Here is a 24,328-nt window from a genome sequence, read left to right on the forward strand (position 1 = left end):
CGGTAATAAGCTCAACCAAACGAAAAATAGGAAGCACTATTTTTGTTTGGCTGTTCTTATTACTTGATGCAGGACAGCTTTTTCATGACCTCTTTTTTGTAATAATAGGCGTATGTCTTTTTCGTTGAGAAGTTGAAAAAGCATACGGCTTATTTTTTGTTTGCTAGGCTTACTTTCTTTCCACTTCAAGTGGCAGAAATATCTACTTTTTATTGTGTAAGCGGAACCATATACTTGGAATCAGAAGGAGATCATTTCTATGAAAACAAGAACAATTGAAATACTTCACAGAATCATGACAGCCCAATATCCAGTAAAAGCGGAACGTCTAGCAGCTGAATTCAATGTCAGTCAGCGGACGATCCGACAGGAAGTTCTTGAAGCGAATATCTGGTTGAGTAGTAAAAAGCTTCCGGAAATCAGAACAATTCGCAACAAAGGTTTTTCGTTGAAACTGGAGAATGACAAGCAAGTTCGATTAGAAACTGAAATAAAAGAGGTGAAAGACGGCTTTTTGAATCGGCGGGAACGTATTTTTGATTTAGTTTTAGCCATTGCTTACAGCCGAAACCCGATCCATCTAAACAAAAAAGAAGAAGAATTTCAAATCTCTAAAAGTACGTTAGATGAAGATATGAGACGATTACGAGCAACACTGGTCAGTTACGGAATCGAGATCGTCAGTTATGGAAAGCAGGGACTGGTTTATAAAGGTTCAGAACGATCTATCCGTACGATGATCTATGATTTTATCAATCAGAATCTGGGGATGTCCGACTTCTTTATGAATCAAGATGCGCAACTAACACCGGCTCAAAAAATCTTTTTCCATTATTTTCCTTTGGCGGAAATCAAAAAAATAGAGGAGATCTATTCCAATAAGTTGTTAAAACAAGAGGATGATATTTATAAAAAGCAAATTCTGCTTTTTACATTGATCTGGATCCAACGAATCAGGAAACATGAATTCATCTCCGCCATTAATTGGAAAAATACAGAAATAAAAGACAGCAGCTTCTCTGCATTTATCGACTACATGATTACGGAATTTCAATTGAACAATGTCCCACAAGTAGAAAAAAATTATCTTCGTTTCACTATCGAGACGTTCAATGCTAGAGATATCTCCAATTCGATTGAGTGGGTACAAGCTCAACTACTAACGATCCAATTGATCCAATTTGTAGAGAACGAGACACACATACCTTTTCATCTAAAAGAAGAAGCTTTATTCGAAAATCTCTATAAACACATGGCTGCACTGATCATAAGAATCAAGCATGCTATTCAAGTCATGAATCCATTGAAAGAAAACATCCGAACAAATTATTTTCCAATCCACCGCGCAGTCACTCATTTTGTTCCTACGATCGAAGAAGTAATCGGCGGCAAGATACTGGAGGACGAGATAGCTTTTCTTGTCATCCACTTTTCGACGATTGCCAGTGTGATCAAGCGAGACCTGAATTATGTTTATCAATCAGTTGTTGTCTGTAATCACGGCATGGCTACCGGGAATCTGTTAGCAGAAAATCTGAAAGAAAAATTTCCTCAAATCGAGATTACTGCAGTTTTAAGTTCAAAAGAAATCGAATTAGTGGATAAACTGGATGTCGATCTGATTTTCAGCACCTTTCAATTGAATTATCGCAATAAGCCGCTTTTAGTTATCGATCCAATTTTGACTGAGACGAATATTTTAGTTATAGAAGACTTTTTGAAAAGAAATGAAGAACTGCAGCGGTTAAAACCTAACAGTCATGAATCAACGCAGTTATTCACTCAAATAATCGGTGTCATGGAAGAAAGTGGTGGCCGAGTAGATCGCATCATCTATGGCAAGTTGGAAAAATTATTTGAAATAAACAATCTAGAAATCAACAAAAGGGAGATCCAGCCTATGTTAAAAGATATCTTGACGGACAGCAATATCATGATCAAAGAAAAAGCCGCTACTTGGGAGGAATCGATTGAACGAGCTGCTAAACCATTGGTCAAAGAAAACATTGTTGAAGAACGCTATGTCGAAGCGATGATTCGCGCAGTGAATGAATACGGGCCATATATCGTGATCGGCAAACACATGGCGCTAGCCCATGCTCGACCAGAAGATGGGGTCAATAAGTTAGGAGTCAGCGTAGCTACGATTGAGCAACCAATCGATTTCGGTAATCCTGAAATGGATCCAGTAAAGATTATTTTTTGTTTAGCGGCAGTAGATTCCTACTCGCATCTGAACATCATGAAAGAACTGATCGAACTGATCAACAATGAAGAGAAGTTGGATCGATTGATCGAGTGCACAAATGTTGAAGATTTCAAACAACTGCTTTTTCAGTAGTTGAAAAATAATAAATGATACGGGGGAGAACAAAGATGAACAAATTGAACATTTTATTCGTATGCGGCGCAGGTTTAGGAAGCAGTTTTGCAGCACAGATGTCTGCTGAGGATGTTTTGAACAAATTAGGAGTAGAAGCCAAACTGGACCATTGTGATATTTCTTCTGCAGTGTCCATGAAACCAGATGTGATCATCACAGCAGAAAATTTTCGCTCGCAGTTCGAAAAATTCTCAGTCGATCCTAAAACAGCGATGATCTATTTAAAAAATATTGTCTCGAAAAATGAAATTGAAGAAAAAATCACCCCAGTTCTACAAGATAAGGGAGTTATCTAAATAAAAAAGAAAAGAGGATAAAAACATGGGCGTTATCAATTTTATCATCGAAAATATTTTGACTCAGGCATCGATCACCATTGCATTGATTGCTATGTTGGGTCTACTGCTGCAGAAGAAATCAGCAGGACAAGTCATTTCTGGCACGTTAAAGACACTCCTAGGATTCCAAGTGTTGAGTGCCGGTTCGAGTATCATCGTTGGAAGTTTAACTTATTTCGGGAAAATTTTTACTGAAGGATTTCATATGCAAGGAATCATTCCTTCTATTGAGTCTATCAATGGTCAAGCAATGAATGATTTAGGTTTAGGTAGAGATATTGCACTGACGTTCTTAGCGATTTTTGTATTCAATATTATTTTGGCTCGTTTCACAAAATGGAAGTACATTTTTCTAACTGGTCAAGCCATTTTATGGATGGCGACGATGACGACGGTCTTTGGTTATTTCGCTGGTCTGCGAGGGATCGTATTGATCTTAGTCGGTGGTTTTATCGGAGCTTGTTTCGCCATTGCTATGCCAGCAGTAGCGCAACCAATTATACGTAAGATTACAGGATCGAATGATATTGCTTTAGGGCATTTTTGTACGATTGGATACTTATTTGAAGCTGGTGTGGCTAAGCTTTTTGGTGAGAAAGGTGAAAATAAAAAATCGATTGAAGATATCAAATTGCCCACGCATTTCGAGTTTCTGCAAGATACTTATTTGTCTGTCATGGTCGTGATGGTCCCACTATATATCATCACTGTTTTGTTTGCCGGTGAACCATTCGCTTCTGAATTATCAGGAGATCAAAACTATATCATGTTTGCCTTTTTGCAAGCCATCCAATTCGTAGTAGGTGTGTATGTATTGCTGGCTGGTGTACGTCTACTGTTAGGTGAAATCGTGCCGGCATTTTGAGGGATAGCTATGAAATTAGTTCCTGATGCGATTCCTGCCTTAGATTGTCCAGTTTTCTTTCCCTATAGCCCAAATGCTGTTATTTTAGGTTTCATTACGACAACAATCGGTACGATTATTGCCATGTTCACTTTGCCGATGTTCGGCTTAGCGATGATTTTACCAGGTATGCTAACGAATTTCTTTGCCGGAGGAACAGCGGGGATATTTGGCAACGCAGTTGGCGGACGTCGAGGAGCGATCATTGGCGGTATTGCTCATGGCTTCTTTATTACATTATTGCCTGCTTTGCTAGTAACGATCTTTAATTCGATGGGATTCATCAATGCTACAGCAACCGATGTAGATACAGTAGCCGCCGCACTCTTATACGCTTGGATCTTAAGCCCAATTTTGAAAGCATTTTAATTGAAAGTAGGGAAAATGATGTTCGGATTTTTTAAGAAAAAAGAAAATGAACCAAAAAAAAGATCGATAAAAGAGGAAAAAATCCTCTCGCCAGAAGTGACCGAAAAGATTCAATCAGAGATTACACAATTAAACCAAGAGATTTCAACGACCCAAGAGAAGCCCAAATTAGCGGAACTTTACGAACAAGTTGGACTTAAATTTTCTGAATTGTATGAGAACGATCAAGCCATCCAATATTTAGAAAAGAGCTTGGAAAATAAACAGACGATCGGAGATGGGTATAAAAAACTGATGAGCCTCTATAACCAGAAGCGTGCAGATGCTGCTCGTGCGGGTGATGATCAAGGAATCGATTACTACATGGGCAAAATGGATGAGATGCGACAAATTGCAAAACAAGTAACGATCAAAGGAAACAAATAAAAAGATAAGGTGGCAATAAAAGATGTATACAACATTGAAAGAAGTAACAAAAACAGCAGAAGAATTGAATTTTACAGTTGGAGCTTTTAATACGCATAACCTAGAAATGCTTCCTGCCATGCTAGGCGCAGCAAAAGAAATGGGTTCGCCGATCATTATTCAAACAAGTGTCGACACCGCAAAATATATCGGTATGCATGTGTTAGTCAATGTAATGACAGCTATTGCAGAAGAAGAAATGGTTGATGCAGTCTTGCACTTAGACCACGCCCGAGACTTTGATGATATCAAAGAAGCAATCGATAGCGGATATACTTCTGTCATGTATGACGGGTCCCATCTGCCTTTCAAAGAAAATATCTTGAAGACGAAAGCAGTGGTAGAATATGCCCATGCACACGGTGTTTCCGTAGAAGGAGAACTTGGAACGATCGGCGGTACAGAAGAAGGAATCCATGTCGCTGAAAATGACAAGGTATATACAAGACCGGAAGACGCAGTGAAATTTGTAGAAGCTACAGGTGTGGATGCATTAGCTATTGCTATCGGTACGAATCATGGACAATTCAAATCAAAAACAGAAGTGAACATTCCCTTGCTGAAAGAAATCGATGCAGTAGTCGATGTCCCCCTCGTTATCCATGGCGGAACAGGTGTGAAAGAAGAAGATTATCCCGAATTGATCAATAACGGGATCCGCAAATTCAATGTTGGAACGGAGCTTTTAGTCAACTGGACAAAAGTGGCTAAAGGAACCTTTAGTGAAACAGAAATCAACAAGTCTCTTCGCCATAATGTGATTCCAGCAAATGAAGCAGTAAAAGAAATTGTCAAGCATAAGATTGGACTGTTTATGAACTTGGAAAGTCCAATTAACTTAGGAAACAAATGAGATGAAAAAGTATTTCATTCTTCTAGCTGGTAGTCCTGGTACAGGAAAAACATATCTTATGAATAAACTACGGGAACGATTTCCAGATATGTATGCCATCACACTCGATGAAATCAAGGAATATTATGCAGAATCCATCGGTTTTAACAACTTGGAAGAACGGGCGAAACAAGAAAGGACGAAAGTTTATCCTTTCTATTACAAAGCACTTGATCTGTATATGGAAGCAGGAAAGAAAGTGATTGTGTCAGAGTATCCTTTTAGTGATAAGCAAAAAACTCGACTCCAAGAATTAGCAGAAAGATACGGATATCAGGTAATGACGATTCGCCTAACAGCAGACTTTGAAGTGTTATGGCAACGTCGGTACAAACGTGATCGTGAACCAGATCGTCATTTGAGCTATATCATGGATCATTATCACTATGGCGACATATTGGAAGATCGATCGAAAGGGACGAATCATATTACGAAAGAAGCATTCAAAAAAATCATCACTGACCGAAAATATGACGAATTTCAGTTAGGAACACTATATGAATTTGATGTAACAGACTATACTCAAGTAGATTACACTCCACTATTGGATAAATTAGAAAAAGAAATCAATGACAATAAGTAACGAAGAAATGGTTTGATAGTGACAGGTAATAAAAAAGACATTTGGTCCCCAGAGGAGCCAAATGTCTTTTTGTTCTAAAATATTTTTTTAATATTCTTTTATTTATTGCCGATTTCCTTGTGTTTATTTGCCGTAATTAGGTCAGTCTTCTATACTTGATTACATAGTCATACATTCGCTGAAAAGAAGGGAAGAGAATGAATAACAAGTTGGCTCAATACAAAAGACTGCTCGCACTTTCTCAAGCTGGTCTGTATTATGGAAAAGATGTATTCGATAAAGAACGATTTGAGGAGATTCGGACGATCTCATTGGAATTGATCAGTGAAATAGGAAAAGAAACTTTCGAAGAAATAAAAGCACTTACAGTTATTGAAGAAGGTCATCCCACACCAAAAGTCGATGTTCGTGCCTATATCAGAAAGGACGGCAAGATCCTACTAATCGAAGATAAACGGACGAGAGAATGGTCACTGCCAGGCGGATTTGCCGAAATAGGTTTGTCCCCTGAAGAAAACGTGCGGAAAGAAGTCTATGAAGAAACGGGTTTAACAGTAGAATCTACTCAGCTGCAAGCGGTTTTTGATACGAATAAACAAAAAGATATTCCGCAGCTTTTTCAGTATTATAAGCTTGTTTTTGCTTGTACGATCCACGACGAAGATGCAAAATTTATTGAGAACAATGAAACTTCCGACATGGGATTTTTTAGTATAGAAGAGCTGCCAAAGCTATCAGAAAAACGAACAACAAAGAAGCAGTTGCTTATTTTAGAAAACAAAAATCAGCTCTATTGCGATTGAGTTTTTTCGTAAAAGAAGAAAGCTGTTTACTCTGCGAGTTCTCTAAAAAAGAACTCGTTCTTTTATTAAAAAATAGTTGCATTTGCAACAAAAAGAGGTAAACTAGTCTTACAAACAAAATAAAGGTGGGGTGAAATGGCTGAAATTCTTCGAGACATTGGAATGATTGCCCGAGCGTTGGATTCTATCAGCAATATCGAATTCAAAGAAGTTGATTTAACAAGAGGGCAGTATCTTTATTTAGTACGTATTTGCGAAAATCCAGGAATCATCCAAGAAAAACTAGCAGAAATGATCAAAGTAGATCGTACAACGACTGCACGAGCAATCAAGAAATTAGAATCCAATGGGATGATCGAACGTTTGGAAGATAAAGAAAATAAAAAAATCAAGAAACTTTATCCGACTAAAAAAGGAGCAGAAATCTATCCTTTCATCATCCGAGAAAACAACTACTCTAATGCAGTCGCATTAAATGGTCTGTCTGACGAGGAAGCAAAACAATTGGAATATCTTTTAAAGAAAGTATGCAAGAATGTTAGCGAAGATTGGAATTTTGTCAAAAAAGGTAATAAAAGGATCTATTGAAAGGAAGAAGCCGTGAATAAATACGAAATTCGAGAAATGACGCCTTCAGATGTAGACTTACTACAACAAATCAGTATCGAAACATTTACAGATACATTTGGAAAAGATAATTCGCCGGAGCATTTAGCTGCTTACTTGAGACAAGCTTATGCGCCAGAAAAACTTACAGAAGAGCTAAAAGAGAAAGAAACTGATTTTTTACTAGTAAGTATCGACCAAGAGCCTGCGGGTTACCTGAAACTAAATATAGGAACGAGTCAATCTGAGGAAATGGATGATCATTTTTTAGAAATCGAGCGAATCTATGTACGAAAAAAATTTAAACATCAAGGTATTGGTACATTTTTACTAGATACAGCTATCAAAAAAGCAAAAGAAAAGCAAAAAACAGCCATTTGGCTCGGTGTGTGGGAACACAACGATGCTGCGCTCGCTTTCTATCGCAAAAGAGGATTTACCAAGTACAGTGAACATGTTTTTTATATGGGAGATGATCCCCAAACAGACTATCTATTCATCAAGCAATTATTCTAATCAAGAGGTGTGAACATATGAAAAAAGTAATAGTGGATGCCAATTTTTGGGAAGTATTTCCTGAAGCAACCATCGAAATCTTATCCGTGAGTGGTATCGATAATCACGTAACAGAAGAAAATGAAGAAATGTATCATCAATTATTGAATAGCGCGGCAAAAGAAGCAAGAAATTACCTTACGGAAGAAACATTCAGCCAAAACGAAGTCATTGCTCAGTGGCGTCAGGCTTTTACCACATTCAAGACTAAAAAAGGTGCACGTTCTTCTATTGAAGCTTTACTGAAACGTGCAAATCAAGAACGGGAATTTTTCCCAATCAATCCGCTTGTAGATATTTATAATAGTATTTCCTTGTCTTTTGGCGTACCTTGCGGCGGAGAAGATATCGAAAAGATTTCAGGAAATCTGCATCTAGGAAAAGCCCAAGGTGGCGAATCATTCCTGCCTTTAGGTGCAGATTCCGATGCTCCGGCACTTCCGGAAGAAATCATCTACTATGATGAACAAGGAGCAATCTGTCGCTGTCTCAACTGGCGTGAAGCCCAAAGAACGATGCTGACGGAAGAAACGCAAGCAGCGGTGCTGGTCATTGAATCCATCAATGCTGAACAAGCGGCACGCGGCGCACAGGCAATCGAAGCGTTGAAGGAAAAAATCGATCAAACATTTGGCGTGTCCAGTGTCAGACACACACTAACCAAAGATGAATCAGAAGCAGAATTATAAAAGAATCGAAAAAAGAAGAGCGGCATTCATTGCCGTTCTTTTTTTGTAAAAAAAGTTTGTGGAGGAAAGCAAGTCTAGAAACTATTGCTTTATTTTTCTTGAATAGGATCAAACACAAGGTGTTCGCGCTTTCGTGATATAATGGAATCAGTTTATAGACAGGAAAGAAAATCAACTAGAAAGAAGGGTCAAACGATGATACAAAAAACACGTGTGATGCTTTATGTCAATGACGTAGAGATGATTTGCCGATTCTTTGTAGAAAAAATTGGTGCAGAAATTTCAGAAACGATCGAATTGCCAGAAGAATTTAAGAGTATTGTGCTGAGTATCTCAAAAGAATTAGAATTAGGTATATTTCCAAAAGTATTTGTGCAGAAGTTTTCACCAGAAGTATTGGGACCGCCACCTTCTTTAGTCTTTTTTACGGATGAATTTGAAACTATTTACGAGAACATGGACGAACCTGGAGAAATCACAGACAACAATGGCGTCTTGACTTTCAATTTTTCGGACCCTGAAGGCAATTATTTTGTTATAGGAAAAGCTGAGTCGTCTGATTGAATAAAAAGGAGGAAAAACAGTGGATCTAATGGGAAGGCTAGAAGGTTATTTGAAGTATCGGCGAGCAAAACATAGTGAGAAGCTTCGAGCAAGGAATCTCAAATCAGGGAAAAAGAAGACAAAAGGCTGGGGAAAAATGGTCGATACAGGTTTTGGCGGACTAAATAACCTAAATCCTGTCGATACAAAAGAATTCATCAAAGAAGAGCAGAAACGGATGAATAAAGGGTACGCAAAAAAATGAACGGAAATTTTTGGATAGAAGCTTCATTTCTATCAACCGGATAAATAAAATAAACAACAATAAAGTACTGCTACTTGTTAGTAAGTTTTATTTTTTATAAAATAACTATGTGGTTATTGTAGTTATGAAAGGAGTAGCAGATGGAAAAGGGTATCAAAGGGATATATAGATTATTTGCAGTACTAGTTATTTTTTTTATGATTTGGGCGATGGCATCAACTATTTTTTCGCCAAGGATAGGTGCGATATTCTCTTTATTCAGAGATAGTTATTCACCAAAAGTTACTATAGTTATTAATATATTTTGTCTGTTTTTTGCATTTCTTCTATTTTTTATTTTGAAAAATTTATTAAAGAAAATAAGAAGAGATTGGGATTTAAGTGACAAACTGCTCTTTTATATATTTGGGTTAGAGTTAGTTATTTACGCAGTCAGCTTATTTCTTTTTATTAGATTTATTGGTTTTCATCAACCAGTCGATGATACTGCTATTACATTAAAATTTTTAGAGCAATTGAAGGCTGGAGAAAATTGGGGATATAATTATATGTATTCCAATCCTCAAAACCTATTGCTGATGTATATCTTTAGGGGAATACAATTTTTCTTTGGTACGAATTACTATCCGATCATTGCAGTATTTTGTGGCATTCATCTAATAACGATCATCTTTCTTTTTCTTTCTCTGAGAAATTTAAAAGTTAGTAATTTTGCAACATTGATTACTATTCAAATCATGTTATTTGCCGTCCAGATAACATTACATGTTCCTGTAGCCTATACTGATATACTTTCATTGTTTTTTGGCTCAGCCACATTCTTTTTTATAACTAAATATGTAAATAAGAAGAAACAGTATGTGAATAGAAACATTATTTATGTACTGCTTGCAACAGCAACTAGCACGATTGGTTTTATAAGTAAAGGGACGGGTCTTATCTTGATCTTAGCGATGATCTTATTCTTTGCTTTTTATCATACTGGGAAATGGCGGTTGCTAGCATTCCTTCCTTTAGTTTTTTTAGTTTTAGGAAATTTTGGGTGGAAACAATTTATCGATGCACAAAAACTCTATCCGAATAGTCACTATGGACAGCCCAATACACATTATTTGATGATGGGATTGAACAATACGCCTATTCCTGATAATTTATCTGGAGATGACAAGTATCGTTGGGTAGTGGGTGCTTATTCTAGCGCCGATCAGAGATTTACATGGGATATGTTCTTGGATAAAAAAATGCCTAAAAAAGAAGTGGAAGAAAAGCACCTATCTATCATAAAAGAACGATTGAATGCGATGGATTTTAAGCAATTCTTAGCTGCAATCAATAATAAGGTTGCAGTTACTTGGAGCTCAGGTGATCTAAAATCATCATTTGAAATATTTTTGGGTACAGGAAAAAATGAAAAGAATATGTGGGTATTCAGAAGTAAAACAAGTGGATTGATTTTATACGCTGTAATGATGGTGATTCAATATCTAGTTTATCTTGGAATTATTTTTACCAGTATAAAATTTTTCAAGAATATAAATCCAATAGTTTTTTTGAGTAATATATATATTTCTGGTTATTTTGCATTCTTATTGATCTGGGAATCTAGTCCTAGATACGCTATGGGGATTTTTGTACCTGCGATAATAATGATAGGACTGTTGATTGAAAAAGAGAAGACAAAAAGAATCTCTTAGTTTGTAGTCATTCACTAAATGATGTAATGTAGATAAAAGAAGACAAGTCTAATAAATAAGTTAGATTTGTCTTCTTTATTTACAATAAAGAAATGTTTCTCTCTATAAGAAGAATCTCAAATAGTGGAAATATGGATTTTTTAATCAAATAGAACGTTCGGATTTTGCTTGAAATCCGAATTTTTTGTTTACTTATGTTTTGTTTTAGTATATGATAAAACACGTTGTTTTATTAATCAATCGAAATTTTAACGGACTTTATTTATAATGTTCGGATTTAGGGGGATGGAAGATGAAGGAAAAAATACTTTCCTACTTCGAAATAGAAAAATTGAACACCACGGTAAAACGTGAGGTACTGGCAGGATTTACGACATTTATTTCAATGGCCTATATCTTATTTGTAAATCCAACTGTATTAGGCGCTTCTGGAATGGATGAAGGAGCGGTGTTCACTGCGACTGCATTAGCCAGTGCGATCGGCTGTATTTTGATGGGGGTATTAGCCCGTTATCCAATTGGAACGGCACCTGCTCTTGGGATCAATGCTTTCTTTGCTTATTCTGTTTGTTTAGGGATGGGGATCCCATGGGAAACAGCATTGTCCGGCGTATTCGTTGCTTCTTTGATCTTTATTTTGATTACAATCTTCAAACTGCGGGAAATGATCATTGATGCGATCCCAGCAGATTTGAAATATGCGATTTCTGGTGGTATCGGTCTATTTATTGCTTTCCTTGGTCTGAGCGAAGGTGGCATCATCGTTTCGAATGAATCTACATTAGTAGGATTAGGATCACTCAACGTTGGTTCTACTTGGTTGACGATTTTTGGATTAGTCGTCACGGCTATCTTGCTTGTTCGACGTGTACCAGGTGGCATTTTCATCGGGATGGCAGCTACAACGATTTTAGGTCTGGTCACAGGTTTGATTCCAATGCCTTCTGAAATTGTTGCTGCAGCACCAAGTTTGAAACCAACATTTTTAGTTGCGTTAAAACATGTAGGGGACATCAATTCTCTTCAAATGTGGGTCGTAGTACTAACATTCTTGCTTGTGACTTTCTTTGATACAGCAGGAACTTTAGTTGGATTAGCAAATCAAGCAGGCTTTATGAAAGACAACAAGATGCCTCGTGTAGGGAAAGCTTTAGCTTCTGATTCAACAGCTATGCTTGCGGGCTCCTTATTAGGTACTTCTCCTGTTGGTGCATTCGTAGAATCATCAGCTGGGATTGCTGTTGGAGGACGCTCAGGAATCACAGCTATTACTACAGGGATTTTCTTCTTGTTAGGTTTGTTCTTTTCTCCATTACTGTCAGTTGTTACTTCACAAGTAACTGCACCAGCATTGATCATGGTAGGTGTTTTGATGGCTCAATCATTACGTCAAATCGAATGGGGAAAATTAGAAATCGCGATCCCTTCATTCTTAATCTTGATTGGCATGCCTTTAACTTATAGTATTTCAGATGGGATTGCATTAGGTTTTATTTTCTATCCAATTACGATGTTAGCGGCTAAAAGAGGAAAAGAAGTATCTCCAATCATGTATGGTCTGTTCTTTGTATTCGTGGGATTCATGTGGATATTGAATGTGAAATAAAGAGGTTGTGAAATCAGCGTTCTGGCCTGAGTATTAGAGAAAAAAACGAAAAAATAGTTCCTCATATTTTACCGTTTTTGGAGCTAATACCGAGGGACAGCTGAGTGAACACCGTTTATAAAGAGATTGTGAAATCAGCGTTCTTCCCTGCATCAATCAATCCTTTCAAAAAACAGTTGAGGAAATTTCCTCAGCTGTTTTTTTGTTTTATTCTGTTACCGATAACAAGGTGCAATGACTATTTGAAAGCGTTACAATTTTTGGTGGAAGAAACTAAACTAGATGATTAAGCGAAAAATAGAAACATCCATTTATAGGAGGGAAATCATGGAACGAAAATGGTGGCACCATTCAGTTGTTTATCAAATCTATCCAAGAAGTTTTCAAGATTCAAATCAAGATGGGATTGGAGACTTGCGAGGGATTATTTCCAGATTGGATTATCTGGCATATTTGGGCATTGATGTGATTTGGCTTTCGCCGGTGTACGAGTCTCCAAATGATGACAATGGCTATGATATCAGCGATTATCAAGCAATCATGGCAGAATTCGGTACGATGGAAGAAATGGAGGAACTGATTGAAGAAGCAAAGAAAAGAAACATCCGTATCGTTATGGATCTGGTGGTGAATCATACTTCTGATGAACACCCGTGGTTCATTGAGGCACGTAAAAATAAAGAAAATCCTTATCGTGACTACTATATTTGGCGTGACCCAGTCAATGGAGAGGAGCCTAATGGATTGCGCTCGATATTCAGTGGACCTGCTTGGCAGTTGGGTGAGCAAACAGGGCAATATTTTCTGCACTTGTATAGCAAGCGTCAACCTGATTTGAATTGGAAAAACAAACAGGTTCGCCAAGCGATTTATCAAATGATGAATTTCTGGATCGACAAAGGTATTGGCGGCTTTCGTATGGACGTGATCGATATGATTGGCAAAGAACCGGATAAAGAAATCACAAGTAATGGACCTAAACTGCATGAGTATCTTCAGGAAATGAATCAAGCAACTTTTGGCGACAAAAATCTGATGACCGTTGGCGAAACATGGGGAGCAACTACCGAGATTGCTAAACTTTATTCCAATCCTAAAAGAAATGAATTATCCATGATCTTCCAATTCGAACACATAGGATTAGATCAGCAAGAAGGCAAAGACAAATGGGATTTGAAACCTTTAAGTATCTCTGAACTGAAAAAAGTATTATCGAAATGGCAAACTTCTTTGGGTGATGAAGGATGGAATAGTTTATTTTGGAATAATCATGATCTGCCTCGAATCGTCTCACGTTGGGGAAATGACGATGTGTATCGAAAAGAAAGTGCCAAGATGTTTGCTATCTTGCTTCATATGATGAAAGGCACTCCTTATATTTATCAAGGAGAAGAATTAGGCATGACGAATTGCCCAATTGATGATATCTCGGAAGCAAAAGATATTGAGACAATCAATATGTATAACGAAAGGATTTCTTCTGGATTTACAAAAGAGGAAATCTTGGAATCAATCAATGCGAAAGGAAGAGACAATGCTAGGACGCCTATGCAATGGAACGCCCGTGAACATGCTGGGTTTACTACTGGAATTCCATGGCTTCGAGTCAACCCAAATTATAAAGAAATCAATGCAGAAGAAGCGTTAGCAGATCAAGATTCTGTTTTTTATATGTACAAGAAATTGATCGATTTGCGTAGAAAACATGACATCATCGTCTGGGGAGACTATGAATTAGTAGAAGAGACGCCAGAGCATGTCTTTGCCTATTCTCGCATATATGAAGATCAGCGATGGCTCGTTGTTTGCAATATGTCCAGTGAAAAACAGGTGTTCACTGTTCCACGTGAAGCTTTAAGGATTATTGTGTCAAATTATCCTCTGAAACAGTTACCAGACGGCAAAGTCGAGCTACGACCATATGAAGCATTTGTGGTGGAAGTAAAATAAATCGTTTGCTTAGATGGTTAACGAGTGTTTTCTTTCGGGGATCGTCTCATGTATTTGTTATATATAAATATTAAAAATGAAGAATAGCATTCAATTTTTTTCTTCTCTTCTGCCGAAATAGTTAGAATATCTTGTTTTGATGAATCGAGCTATACTTCAAGTAAGAAATTGTTGATAGCGAGGAGAGATAGTTATGGATCAGGAAATATTTCCAGAAAATTTTTTATGGGGCGGAGCAGTAGCTGCTAATCAATGTGAAGGTGCATGGTTGGAAGATGGCAAATTACCTAATGTGACAGATACGCTTATCGGGATCATGAACCAGCATCCTAGTATTCAGTGGAATGAAGAAAAAAAGATTTGGGAGATTGCTTTAGACGAATCACTCCATTATCTTTCTCATGAAGCGATTGATTTTTATCATCGATTTGAAGAGGATATTCGTTTACTGAAGGAGTTAGGTTTAAAAGCTTTTCGAACAAGCATCTCATGGGCACGAATATTTCCAAGAGGAGACGAACAGAAGCCAAATGAGGCTGGTCTCGTATTTTATGACAGACTAATCAATACACTAAATCGATATGATATCGAGCCAGTAATTACCCTTAGCCATTATGAAACCCCCTTAGCATTGGTAGGAGAGTATGGGGGGTGGCAAAATCGAAAATTAATTGACTTTTTTGAATTTTATGCGCAGACCGTCTTTGAACGCTACCAAGGGAAAGTGAAATATTGGATGTCCTTTAATGAGATCAATAATGCTTTTCGTATGCCTTATGCAGCTGCTGGATTGGTTACATTCCCTGCTAGAGATAAACTTGAACCCATTGCTACACTAACAAAAAAAGAGATTTATCAAGCCTGTCATCATATGTTTCTAGCGAACGCCCGTGCTACTCAATTATTAAAGAAAATCGATCCAAATGCTGAGATGGGTATCATGTGTAGCTTTTCTGCATTAGCGACTTATGCATATGACTGTGATCCAGAGAATGTATTTGGTTCATTGCAATTCAAACGCAATTCATGGTTTTTCTCCGATGTCATGTGCCGAGGGCATTATCCAGCTTATATTTACAGGACATGGAAGGAAGAAGACTGTGCACCAGTAATGTTAGATGGGGACGAACAGTGCTTGCAAGCTAACACGGCAGATTATATTGCATTTAGTTATTATCGTAGCGCTGTCTATAAAAAAGAAGCAGAAATGCGCGTAGATACTGGCGGAGCAAATGGTTTCGATAATCCCTTTTTGAAGGAAAAATCTCCCGAACCTTGGAGTTGGCCAATTGATCCTCTAGGGTTTCGTTATGTCATGAATGAATTGACAGACCGTTATGAATTACCATTATTCATAGTTGAAAACGGCATTGGACTAGATGAAGCACCAGATGAATTGAATCGAATCCACGATCCAAAACGTTGTGAGTATCTAAAAATACATCTTCAGGAAATAGCTGAGGCAATAAAAGATGGTTGCCAAATCATTGGTTACTTATGGTGGGGACCAATTGATATCGTATCGGCAGGAACAGGGGAAATGAGGAAGCGATATGGCTTTATTTATGTGGATAGACAAAATGATGGGAGCGGAAGCTTTAGGAGATTGAAAAAAGATAGTTTTGAATATTATAAACAAATTATCCAGTCTAATGGTAAAAACCTTGAATATAGATCTTTCTTCAAATGATTTTTAAACCTCTGCAAGTGACTATTGTCATTTGAGAGGTTTTTCCTGTATGTTTATAACAAAGAGGAGGTGTAAGCAAATGGACTTAAATAAACGACAACTCCAAATTCTTGTAGTATTAAGAAATAAGAATCATTGGATAACAAGCGAAGAATTAGCTGAAGCTTTAGGTACCAACAAGAAAACGATCCAAACTGAAATCAAAAATATGCTTGCTATCTACGAGAAGAAAATCATTATCCAGTCAAATAAACGTTCAGGTTATTTTTTAGAATCAATTGAATCTGAAACTAAACAGCAAATCATACAAGAGGTGACGAAACATAAAATCTATTCCAGCATGGATTTCCGAGCTTCAACTATTGTGACGTACTTATTGTTTCAAAAAGGGTATGTCAGTATGCAAAAGATAGCAGACATTTTCTTTCTTTCAAAAACAGCAGTATCATTACAAATAAAAACGATTTTGCGTTGGATCGAGCGCAATCCTAAATTAGAACTGGAAGTTTCGTCGACAAAAGGACTAAAAATCATTGCTGAAGAAAATTCAAAAAGAATTTTCTTATCTCTTGTTGGAACAGAAACGGTGATCCAACACGCAAGGTTGCCTCAACAAATCAGTACAATTTTTTCCAATATCATGCCGACTGTCCAAAAGACATTAAAAGAGGTTCTTATATCATATAATTATATTGTCTCAGGAGAGGACTTCATTCGATTTTCTCGGTATCTCGTTTTGACCATTCTTCGAAGAGAAGAACCTTTAGAAAAAAAAAACAGGCATACATTATTTATTCCGATGGTAGAGACCCTCACAAAAAAATTATCATCAGAACTACCCTATTCTTTTTCCAATCAAGAAAAACAAGCAATTGAAAATCGACTATTAGAGTTAAATTATTTGATGATCAATGATGAAAAAAACAAAGAGATAGAGAAGAATCTAAGAGCATTTGAGCAAACGATTATTCGTTTTTTAGATCTTCCTGTTTCGTTATTGTTCCATGAAACAGAATTTTTGCTAACCCATATCAAACAAATGAAAACGAGGATGGATGCCGGACATAATACCATGAATCATTTTGTCCAAAAGATCATCTCCCGTTATCCTTTAGAAATTTATTTAATTCGGCGTTTCTTCCCAATACATTTTCAATTACGTCCCAACTTAGCTGAAAGCGCTTATTTGGTTTTGTATCTTGCCGAAGCGTTGAATCCTTTTCGAAAACAAGGGGAGATACTGATTGTTAGTAACCAGCCAATTAGTATTTTGAATACACTAAGAAAACAGATTCAACAAAGTATGAACATGTGGATCAAAGAATGCCGGATAGAACCAGTGTATCTTTTCAAAAATCAATCAAACAAAATAACGGAATATGATGCAATTTTGACTACTGAGCAAGAGCTTATTTTTGAGTGGGATGATTTGATTTATCTACCTAGTGTTCTAGATGAGTTTGAATCTTCGGAGATTTATCAGATTTTGCGTGAAAAGCTGACCATAGTTGAAGAAAAAAAGAAAACAAAACTGCTTGATTATTACTACAACGAAGAAAATCAAATAAAAATCCATAAAAAGATAGATTCCATTCAGCAACTAATCTCTCCTAGTTCTGACTTAGTTATGCTTCCGTTAAATGCCGAGACTTTGTTGTGCTGTCTTATCAAAAGCCAAGTAGAAACAAAAATCACAGAGTATCAGCTTGAGATACCACTTATATATCAGCAAAGGAAGATCAAGCGTGTTTTTTTTGTCTCCTTTGACTATAAGAGAAACGATATACTTGTTTTCTTTCAAGCAGTGAGTGATTTGCTCGGCTAAGTAAACCATACACACTATTGTACAGTTTCGTTCGCTATTAGAAGGGGTACTAATTGAATGGAGAAACCGTTTTCTAAGAACTATACTTATCTTGTAAGAAGGATTGCTACGGCATTAATTAACAAGGGGGAAGAAAAAATGGACTATTCACAATTAGCGAAAGATATTGTCCGATTTGTCGGAGGCGAAGAAAATGTCAGCAATGTTTACCATTGTGCAACAAGGTTACGCTTTACCCTAAAAGATAATAAGAAGGTAGACAAGGAGAAGGTAGAGCAACTAGAAGGTGTGATCACTGTAGTCGAAGCTGGGGGAATGTTTCAAGTCGTAGTAGGAAATGCAGTAAATGAGGTGTATGATGTATTATCCAAACAAATGAAACTAGAAGATGATGCATCTAGTGGAAAGAGAGGAACTGAGAAAAAAGGCATTTTAAACTCTTTTATAGACATGATCGCCGCTGTTTTTGCCCCGACTTTAGGCGTCTTGGCAGGAAGTGGTTTGATCAAAGGAGTACTCGCCTTATGTACGAGTTTGAATTTATTAACTACTGAATCAGGAACTTATATCATTTTGAATGCAGCAGCTGATGCATTTTTCTATTTCTTGCCTATATTTTTGGCATATACTGCTGCAAAAAAGTTCAATACAGATCGTTTCATCGCTATGGTTATTGCAGCAGCTCTCGTTTATCCTACGATTGTCAGTGCATATAGTGATAGCATAACCTTGCGATTTCTAGGGATGCCCGTGATTCTAGCAAGGTATACAAGTACGGTTATTCCAGCAATTTTAGCTGTATGGGTTCTTTCTTATATTGAGCCTAAGATTCGCAAAAGCTTGCACGAAAGTATTCGAAATTTATTGACACCATTCATTTGTATCATCGTGATGGTCCCAATTACTTTATTAGTTGTAGGTCCAATTGCAGATTATGCAAGTCAGCTGATTGCAGCTGGATATTTAGCTGTTTATAACTTTAGCCCTGTTTTATCTGGTGCTGTTATCGGCGGATTTTGGCAAGTGTTAGTGATTTTTGGGTTACATTGGGGACTTGTACCAGTAATGACCAACAATCTTTCTTTCTACGGTCGTGATACGCTAGGTCCAGCATGTATGACTGCTGTAGCTGCGCAAGCAGGAGCCGTACTTGGGGTATTTTTGAAAACGAAAAATAAGAAAGTAAAAAGTTTATCTTTATCTGCATTTATCACAGCATTATTTGGAATCACTGAACCTGCTGTTTATGGTGTGACTCTTAAATATAAACGACCATTTTACATTGCTTGTATATGTGGAGCTATATTTGGTGGAGTAGCTGGTGCCGCAGGAGCCGGTGCTTTGGCAGTTGCTACAAGAAGTATTTTGTCTTTCCCGATTTATATTGGTGAAGGATTTATTTGGCTAGTTGCTAGTTATTTCTTAGCGATGATCAGTTCCTGTATGCTAACTTTTCTCTTCGGCTACAAGGATGAAATCGAAGAAGAATCCTCAAAGGATATAGTGTTAAGTACTCCTGCAGCAGGTGAAATAATTGATTTATCTGAAGTAAACGATCCAACATTTGCTAGTGGATCTTTAGGAGAAGGGTTTGCGATCATTCCAACGGACGGAAAAATCTACAGTCCTGTAAACGGGGAAGTTTCAACAGTTTTTCCAACGAAACATGCAATTGGGGTAGTCAGTGAAGAAGGAGCAGAAATACTGATCCATATCGGTATTGATACAGTGAATTTAAATGGTAAATACTTTCAAAGTGCAGTATCTGATGGAAAAAAAGTACGTAAAGGCGATTTATTGATGGAAGTAGATTTGCAAGAATTAATCAAAGAGGGATATGATCCAACCACAATGGTTATTGTTACAAATAGTAGTAGATTCAGAAATATCATTACTAGTCATAAGAAAAATAATCAAACGAGAAAACTAGCAAGTTTAGGGGGATCGATATGAAAAAATTTCCAGAAGGATTTTTATGGGGCGGAGCGACAGCGGCCAATCAATGTGAAGGTGCATGGGATGTAGATGAAAAAGGATTATCTGTGTCTGATGTGTATACATTCGACAGCGATTTACCTAAAGAAAAATGGACAGATCAATGGCATATGATGACGCATCAGCAAGTAAAAGCGGCGCAGGATCCCAACAGCAAGTATTATTATCCTAAAAGACACGGAAATGATTTCTATCATCACTTTAAAGAAGACATCCGTTTATTTGCTGAAATGGGTTTTAAATGCTATCGGATGTCTATCGCATGGACAAGAATTTTTCCTCATGGTGATGAAGAAGCACCCAATGAAGCGGGATTATTTTTTTATGATCAAGTGTTTGACGAATGTCTAAAATATGGGATTGAGCCAGTCGTTTCTCTTTCCCATTATGAAATGCCGTTATATTTGGTTACAGAATATGGTGGATGGCCTAATCGAAAGCTTATTCAGTTTTACGTTCGTTTCGCTGAAACAGTATTCAAACGCTATAAAAATAAAGTAAAATATTGGATGACTTTCAATGAGATCAACTGTGTGAAACATCACCCTTTTGTTAGCGTAGGAGTAATTGAAGAAAACCATCCCCATTTGGAACAAGCGAAATACCAAGGTGCGCACCATCAGTTTATAGCAAGTGCTTTAGCTACAAAAGCTTGTCATGAAATTATCAAAGGCTCGCAAGTCGGTTGTATGATCAGCTATCAGCTTCTTGTTCCGTATTCTTGTGATCCGGATGATATTCAAAAAACAATTGAGCAGCAAAGAACTTCTTTGTTCTTTAGTGATGTTCAAGCAAGAGGATATTATCCAGCGTATACGCAACGAATGTTTGAAGAAAAAGGTATCAACTTAAAAATAGAAGTAGGTGATGAAGAAATCTTAGCAGCCTACCCTGTTGATTTTGTTTCTTTTAGCTACTACATGTCTAGTGCAGTCAGTGCTCATCCAGAAAATTTGGAAGGGGTCCAAGGAAACTTAATAACTGGAGGGATCAAAAATCCGTATCTTCCATCAAGTGAATGGGGCTGGCAGATTGATCCTAAGGGTTTGAGAATTGCTTTGAATCAATTATATGATAGGTATCAAAAACCACTGTTCATAGCTGAAAACGGACTCGGAGCTATAGACAAAGTAGAAGAAGATGGAACCGTTCAAGACGATTACCGCATTGACTATTTGAAGCAACATATTGAGCAGATGAAGGAAGCTATCGAAGATGGAGTAGATTTATTTGGTTATACGTCGTGGGGCTGCATTGATATCGTCAGCGCTTCTACTTCACAAATGTCAAAACGTTATGGATATATCTATGTTGATCAAGATGACGAAGGGAATGGCACAAAGAAACGGTTAAAGAAAAAATCATTTGATTGGTACAGACAAGTCATCCAATCAAATGGCGAAATCCTATAATAAAAGGAAAGAAGGGGCTGTGACAAAAGTCTTGTCACAGCCCCTTCTTTCCGAATAAACAGTATTTTCCTGCCAACTCCTCGTTTACAAGTCACCATAGTCATAAAACATGAGAAGCTGTTTTTTGAAATTGCTCCTTGTGACTCGGAGTTCAACGGCAGGCTCACGACCTCTCAATAAACGGTGTACAATCAGCTGACCATCGGCATTAGATCAAAAAACGACAAAAGCGGTCATTATTACGAGTTTTTTGACAAAAAATAAAAATCATACTATGATATGTACGCCAATGGAGGGGATGAAATGGAAAAGCCAATTGAAAAAGCGTTGGATGAATGTCTTTTCTTTAGTGTGAAAAAGTTAGATCGCCTATTGAATAAATTAGCGGATGAAGCGTTTAGAAAAACAGGTCTGGCACCAACTTATGGATTTATTTTATTGATATTAAAAGACAAAGATGGTATACCGCAAAAAGATATTGCACAAATGCTCTATTCTGCGCCTTCAACAATCGCTCGTTTTGTTGAAAAATTAGAATATAAAGGATACGTCAAAACAGTTAGCGAAGGGCGCTTGTCATTAGTTTATCTTACAGAACAAGGACGCCAATTTACTAAGGAAGTCGATGGTAGCTGGGAAGAACTCCATCAGTCGTACAAAGCAGTCTTGGGAAATGAAGCAAGTAAAGAATTAGCCGAGATAATGAATGAAGCAACAGATAAGTTACAAAAAAAATAAAAATTTTTTTAAGCAAATTAGTTGCATGTACAACTAACCGAGTGGTTTAATGATAGATGATTCTCGATAGGTTAATCAGAGCGAATTATGGGAGGAATGACAATGTCACAATTTGATCAATCAATTACTTTACCTTCAGGAGTTCAATTGAAGAACCGATTGATGCTGTCGCCTATGACGACACAACTCAGCTTCTTCAATGGAGTGATCACCGAAGATGAGATCACTTATTATAAACAACGTTCTAAAGGACTTGGTGCTGTTATTACTGGTGCTGCAAATGTCCAAGATATCGGAAAAGGCTGGCCAGGTGAACTGAGCATCGCTCACGATGAAATGATTCCTCGGTTAAGTGAACTAGCTAAAGCAATCCAAGGAGAAGGTGCAAAAGCGATTGTTCAGATTTTCCACGGTGGACGAATGACTAGTCGAGCTACTCTATCCGGAGAACAGCCTGTATCTGCAAGTGCAGTTGCAGCGGAACGACCTGATGCAGAAACACCGCGAGCATTAAGTGAAAATGAAATCAAAGAAACAATCCAAGCATTTGGCGAAGCCACACGCAGAGCGATTGAATCAGGATTTGATGGTATCGAGTTGCATGGAGCAAATACGTATTTGATCCAACAATTTTTCTCTCCGCATTCGAATAGACGAGAGGATCAATGGGGCGGTAGCTTAGAAAATCGCTATCGTTTTATTGACGAATTATTAACAACGGTTTTCTCAACGGTTGAAAAATATGCAAAAAAACCATTCATCGTAGGGTATCGTTTCTCGCCAGAAGAATATGAAACACCAGGTATCCGTTTTGAAGACACGATCTGGCTTCTTGAACGATTACGTGAGACAAAATTAGATTATCTGCATGTTTCATTAAATGCGTATGATCGAAGAGCCCGTTCTGATAAATACAGCGATCAGTCGATTCTTGAAGCTGTCCATGACACGATCCAAGGAAAGATCCCTTTAATTGGTGTCGGAGGCATCCGTACTCGCAAAGACGTAGAGCAAGTACTGAAATATGCAGAACTTGCAGCAATTGGACAGCAAATGATCGTCGATCCTGACTGGGCAGAGAAATTATTGGAAAACCGTGAGGATGAATTTGTAACGAAACCTTTTGAAGAAGCATATAAAGAGCTTTATTTGCCAAGTCCATTATATAATTTCTTGAAAGCACGTTATCAATAACTCAATTTTTATAGAAAGAGGATGGAAAAATGAAAGTATTGATCGTATTAACAAATGTAGAAAAATACGAAAAGATCGAGCGTCCTACAGGTTTGTGGTTAAGTGAACTGACTCATTTTTATGATGTATTAGTAAAAAATGGGATCGATGCAGATTTTGTCAGTCCTAAAGGCGGATATGTACCTTTAGAACCGCAAAGTGTTTTGAATATGGATGAAATCGATTGGGCCTATTATAAAGATGAAGATTTCAGAAATCGGGCCTTGGGAAATACCTTACGTCCTGATGATGTGGATGCAAAAGATTATGCAGCAGTTTATTATGCTGGTGGCCACGGAACAATGTGGGATTTTCCAGAAGCAACAGATCTTGGGAAAGTTGCTTCACAAATCTATCGAAATGAAGGACTGGTCTCAGCTGTTTGTCACGGTGTTGTCGGATTGTTGCCAGTTACAGATGAATCTGGAAAGTCTATTTTAGCTGGACGCACAGTGACTGGATTCAGTAATGGAGAAGAGGAAGCCAATGGTACAACGAATGAAGTACCATTCTTAGCAGAAGATGCTTTGAAAGAAAAAGGAGCTGACTATCAGTCAGGTTCAGCTTTTTCAGAAGTCGTTCAAATCGATGGACGTCTTCTTACAGGGCAAAACCCTCAATCTGCTCATCAATTGGGCGAAGTAGTGGTTGAAGCATTAAAGCATTAAAAATTGTCAGCATAAAAATGTTTTGCCTATTCTAACTATTACATTACACACGCTAAAACACGTCTTTTCGTTCTTTTCTGTTTCCTATTTGGACAGAGGTACGCAAAAGGCGAGTTTTTTGC

General features: G+C 37.4%; 21 protein-coding genes and 1 pseudogene. All 22 read left to right on the forward strand.

Annotation, left to right across the window (positions count from 1 at the left end; genetic code table 11):
• Positions 1-259: 259 nt before the first annotated feature.
• The 22 genes and pseudogenes from RWU19_RS10660 to RWU19_RS10765 all read left to right on the forward strand — a co-directional run bounded on the left by RWU19_RS10660 (position 260) and on the right by RWU19_RS10765 (position 24,206).
• The gene (locus RWU19_RS10660; RefSeq protein ID WP_123837576.1) at positions 260-2,341 is read left to right on the forward strand and encodes a BglG family transcription antiterminator; all 2,082 of its coding nucleotides are present in this window, start codon (positions 260-262) and stop codon (positions 2,339-2,341) included.
• Positions 2,342-2,376: 35 nt separating this feature from the next.
• On the forward strand, positions 2,377-2,679 hold the full coding sequence (locus RWU19_RS10665) for a PTS sugar transporter subunit IIB (RefSeq protein ID WP_002292534.1): 303 nt from the start codon (positions 2,377-2,379) through the stop codon (positions 2,677-2,679).
• A 25-nt stretch (positions 2,680-2,704) separates the two neighbouring features.
• Positions 2,705-3,994: pseudogene (locus RWU19_RS10670) on the forward strand (PTS sugar transporter subunit IIC).
• Between the two features lie 18 nt (positions 3,995-4,012).
• The gene (locus RWU19_RS10675; RefSeq protein ID WP_070769868.1) at positions 4,013-4,420 is read left to right on the forward strand and encodes a hypothetical protein; all 408 of its coding nucleotides are present in this window, start codon (positions 4,013-4,015) and stop codon (positions 4,418-4,420) included.
• A 22-nt stretch (positions 4,421-4,442) separates the two neighbouring features.
• A complete protein-coding gene (locus RWU19_RS10680; RefSeq protein WP_002310673.1) occupies positions 4,443-5,312 on the forward strand; it encodes a ketose-bisphosphate aldolase in 870 nt (289 codons plus the stop codon).
• A 1-nt stretch (position 5,313) separates the two neighbouring features.
• Positions 5,314-5,934 carry an AAA family ATPase gene (locus tag RWU19_RS10685; RefSeq protein WP_002341037.1) on the forward strand — a complete coding sequence of 207 codons (621 nt, stop codon included), beginning with the start codon at positions 5,314-5,316 and terminating at the stop codon, positions 5,932-5,934.
• Positions 5,935-6,131: 197 nt separating this feature from the next.
• Positions 6,132-6,737: an NUDIX hydrolase gene (locus tag RWU19_RS10690; protein WP_002292539.1), complete on the forward strand. Its 606-nt coding sequence runs from the start codon at positions 6,132-6,134 to the stop codon at positions 6,735-6,737.
• A 135-nt stretch (positions 6,738-6,872) separates the two neighbouring features.
• The gene (locus tag RWU19_RS10695) at positions 6,873-7,325 is read left to right on the forward strand and encodes a MarR family winged helix-turn-helix transcriptional regulator (RefSeq protein ID WP_002292540.1); all 453 of its coding nucleotides are present in this window, start codon (positions 6,873-6,875) and stop codon (positions 7,323-7,325) included.
• 36 nt (positions 7,326-7,361) lie between these two features.
• Positions 7,362-7,859, forward strand: coding sequence for a GNAT family N-acetyltransferase (locus RWU19_RS10700; protein WP_180363519.1), 498 nt, complete (start codon positions 7,362-7,364; stop codon positions 7,857-7,859).
• A 17-nt stretch (positions 7,860-7,876) separates the two neighbouring features.
• Entirely contained in the window at positions 7,877-8,587 is a 711-nt protein-coding gene (locus tag RWU19_RS10705) for a B3/4 domain-containing protein (RefSeq protein WP_002315980.1), read from the forward strand.
• Between the two features lie 141 nt (positions 8,588-8,728).
• The gene (locus tag RWU19_RS10710) at positions 8,729-9,151 is read left to right on the forward strand and encodes a VOC family protein (protein ID WP_172867800.1); all 423 of its coding nucleotides are present in this window, start codon (positions 8,729-8,731) and stop codon (positions 9,149-9,151) included.
• 19 nt (positions 9,152-9,170) lie between these two features.
• Entirely contained in the window at positions 9,171-9,395 is a 225-nt protein-coding gene (locus RWU19_RS10715) for a hypothetical protein (protein ID WP_002312725.1), read from the forward strand.
• A gap of 140 nt (positions 9,396-9,535) precedes the next feature.
• Positions 9,536-11,089, forward strand: a complete 1,554-nt coding sequence (locus RWU19_RS10720; RefSeq protein ID WP_123837578.1) for a hypothetical protein — start codon at positions 9,536-9,538, stop codon at positions 11,087-11,089.
• Positions 11,090-11,381: 292 nt separating this feature from the next.
• The gene (locus RWU19_RS10725; RefSeq protein WP_002292548.1) at positions 11,382-12,695 is read left to right on the forward strand and encodes an NCS2 family permease; all 1,314 of its coding nucleotides are present in this window, start codon (positions 11,382-11,384) and stop codon (positions 12,693-12,695) included.
• A gap of 327 nt (positions 12,696-13,022) precedes the next feature.
• Positions 13,023-14,645: a glycoside hydrolase family 13 protein gene (locus RWU19_RS10730; protein WP_123837579.1), complete on the forward strand. Its 1,623-nt coding sequence runs from the start codon at positions 13,023-13,025 to the stop codon at positions 14,643-14,645.
• Positions 14,646-14,838: 193 nt separating this feature from the next.
• Positions 14,839-16,335 (forward strand): glycoside hydrolase family 1 protein, encoded by a 1,497-nt coding sequence (locus RWU19_RS10735; protein ID WP_123837580.1) that lies wholly within the window; start codon positions 14,839-14,841, stop codon positions 16,333-16,335.
• 49 nt (positions 16,336-16,384) lie between these two features.
• A complete protein-coding gene (locus RWU19_RS10740) occupies positions 16,385-18,160 on the forward strand; it encodes an HTH domain-containing protein (protein ID WP_123837581.1) in 1,776 nt (591 codons plus the stop codon).
• A 57-nt stretch (positions 18,161-18,217) separates the two neighbouring features.
• Entirely contained in the window at positions 18,218-20,113 is a 1,896-nt protein-coding gene (locus RWU19_RS10745; RefSeq protein WP_316002505.1) for a beta-glucoside-specific PTS transporter subunit IIABC, read from the forward strand.
• Positions 20,110-21,567 (forward strand): glycoside hydrolase family 1 protein, encoded by a 1,458-nt coding sequence (locus RWU19_RS10750; RefSeq protein ID WP_070769841.1) that lies wholly within the window; start codon positions 20,110-20,112, stop codon positions 21,565-21,567. The genes RWU19_RS10745 and RWU19_RS10750 overlap by 4 nt, the downstream gene beginning before the upstream one ends.
• Positions 21,568-21,870: 303 nt before the next feature.
• On the forward strand, positions 21,871-22,305 hold the full coding sequence (locus RWU19_RS10755) for a MarR family winged helix-turn-helix transcriptional regulator (protein ID WP_123837583.1): 435 nt from the start codon (positions 21,871-21,873) through the stop codon (positions 22,303-22,305).
• A 102-nt stretch (positions 22,306-22,407) separates the two neighbouring features.
• Positions 22,408-23,499, forward strand: coding sequence for an NADH-dependent flavin oxidoreductase (locus RWU19_RS10760; RefSeq protein ID WP_033650149.1), 1,092 nt, complete (start codon positions 22,408-22,410; stop codon positions 23,497-23,499).
• Between the two features lie 29 nt (positions 23,500-23,528).
• Positions 23,529-24,206 (forward strand): type 1 glutamine amidotransferase domain-containing protein, encoded by a 678-nt coding sequence (locus RWU19_RS10765; RefSeq protein WP_123837584.1) that lies wholly within the window; start codon positions 23,529-23,531, stop codon positions 24,204-24,206.
• The last annotated feature ends 122 nt before the right edge of the window (positions 24,207-24,328 follow it).

This window comes from Enterococcus sp. 2STP (assembly GCF_032465635.1).
GTDB lineage: Bacteria > Bacillota > Bacilli > Lactobacillales > Enterococcaceae > Enterococcus_B > Enterococcus_B lactis.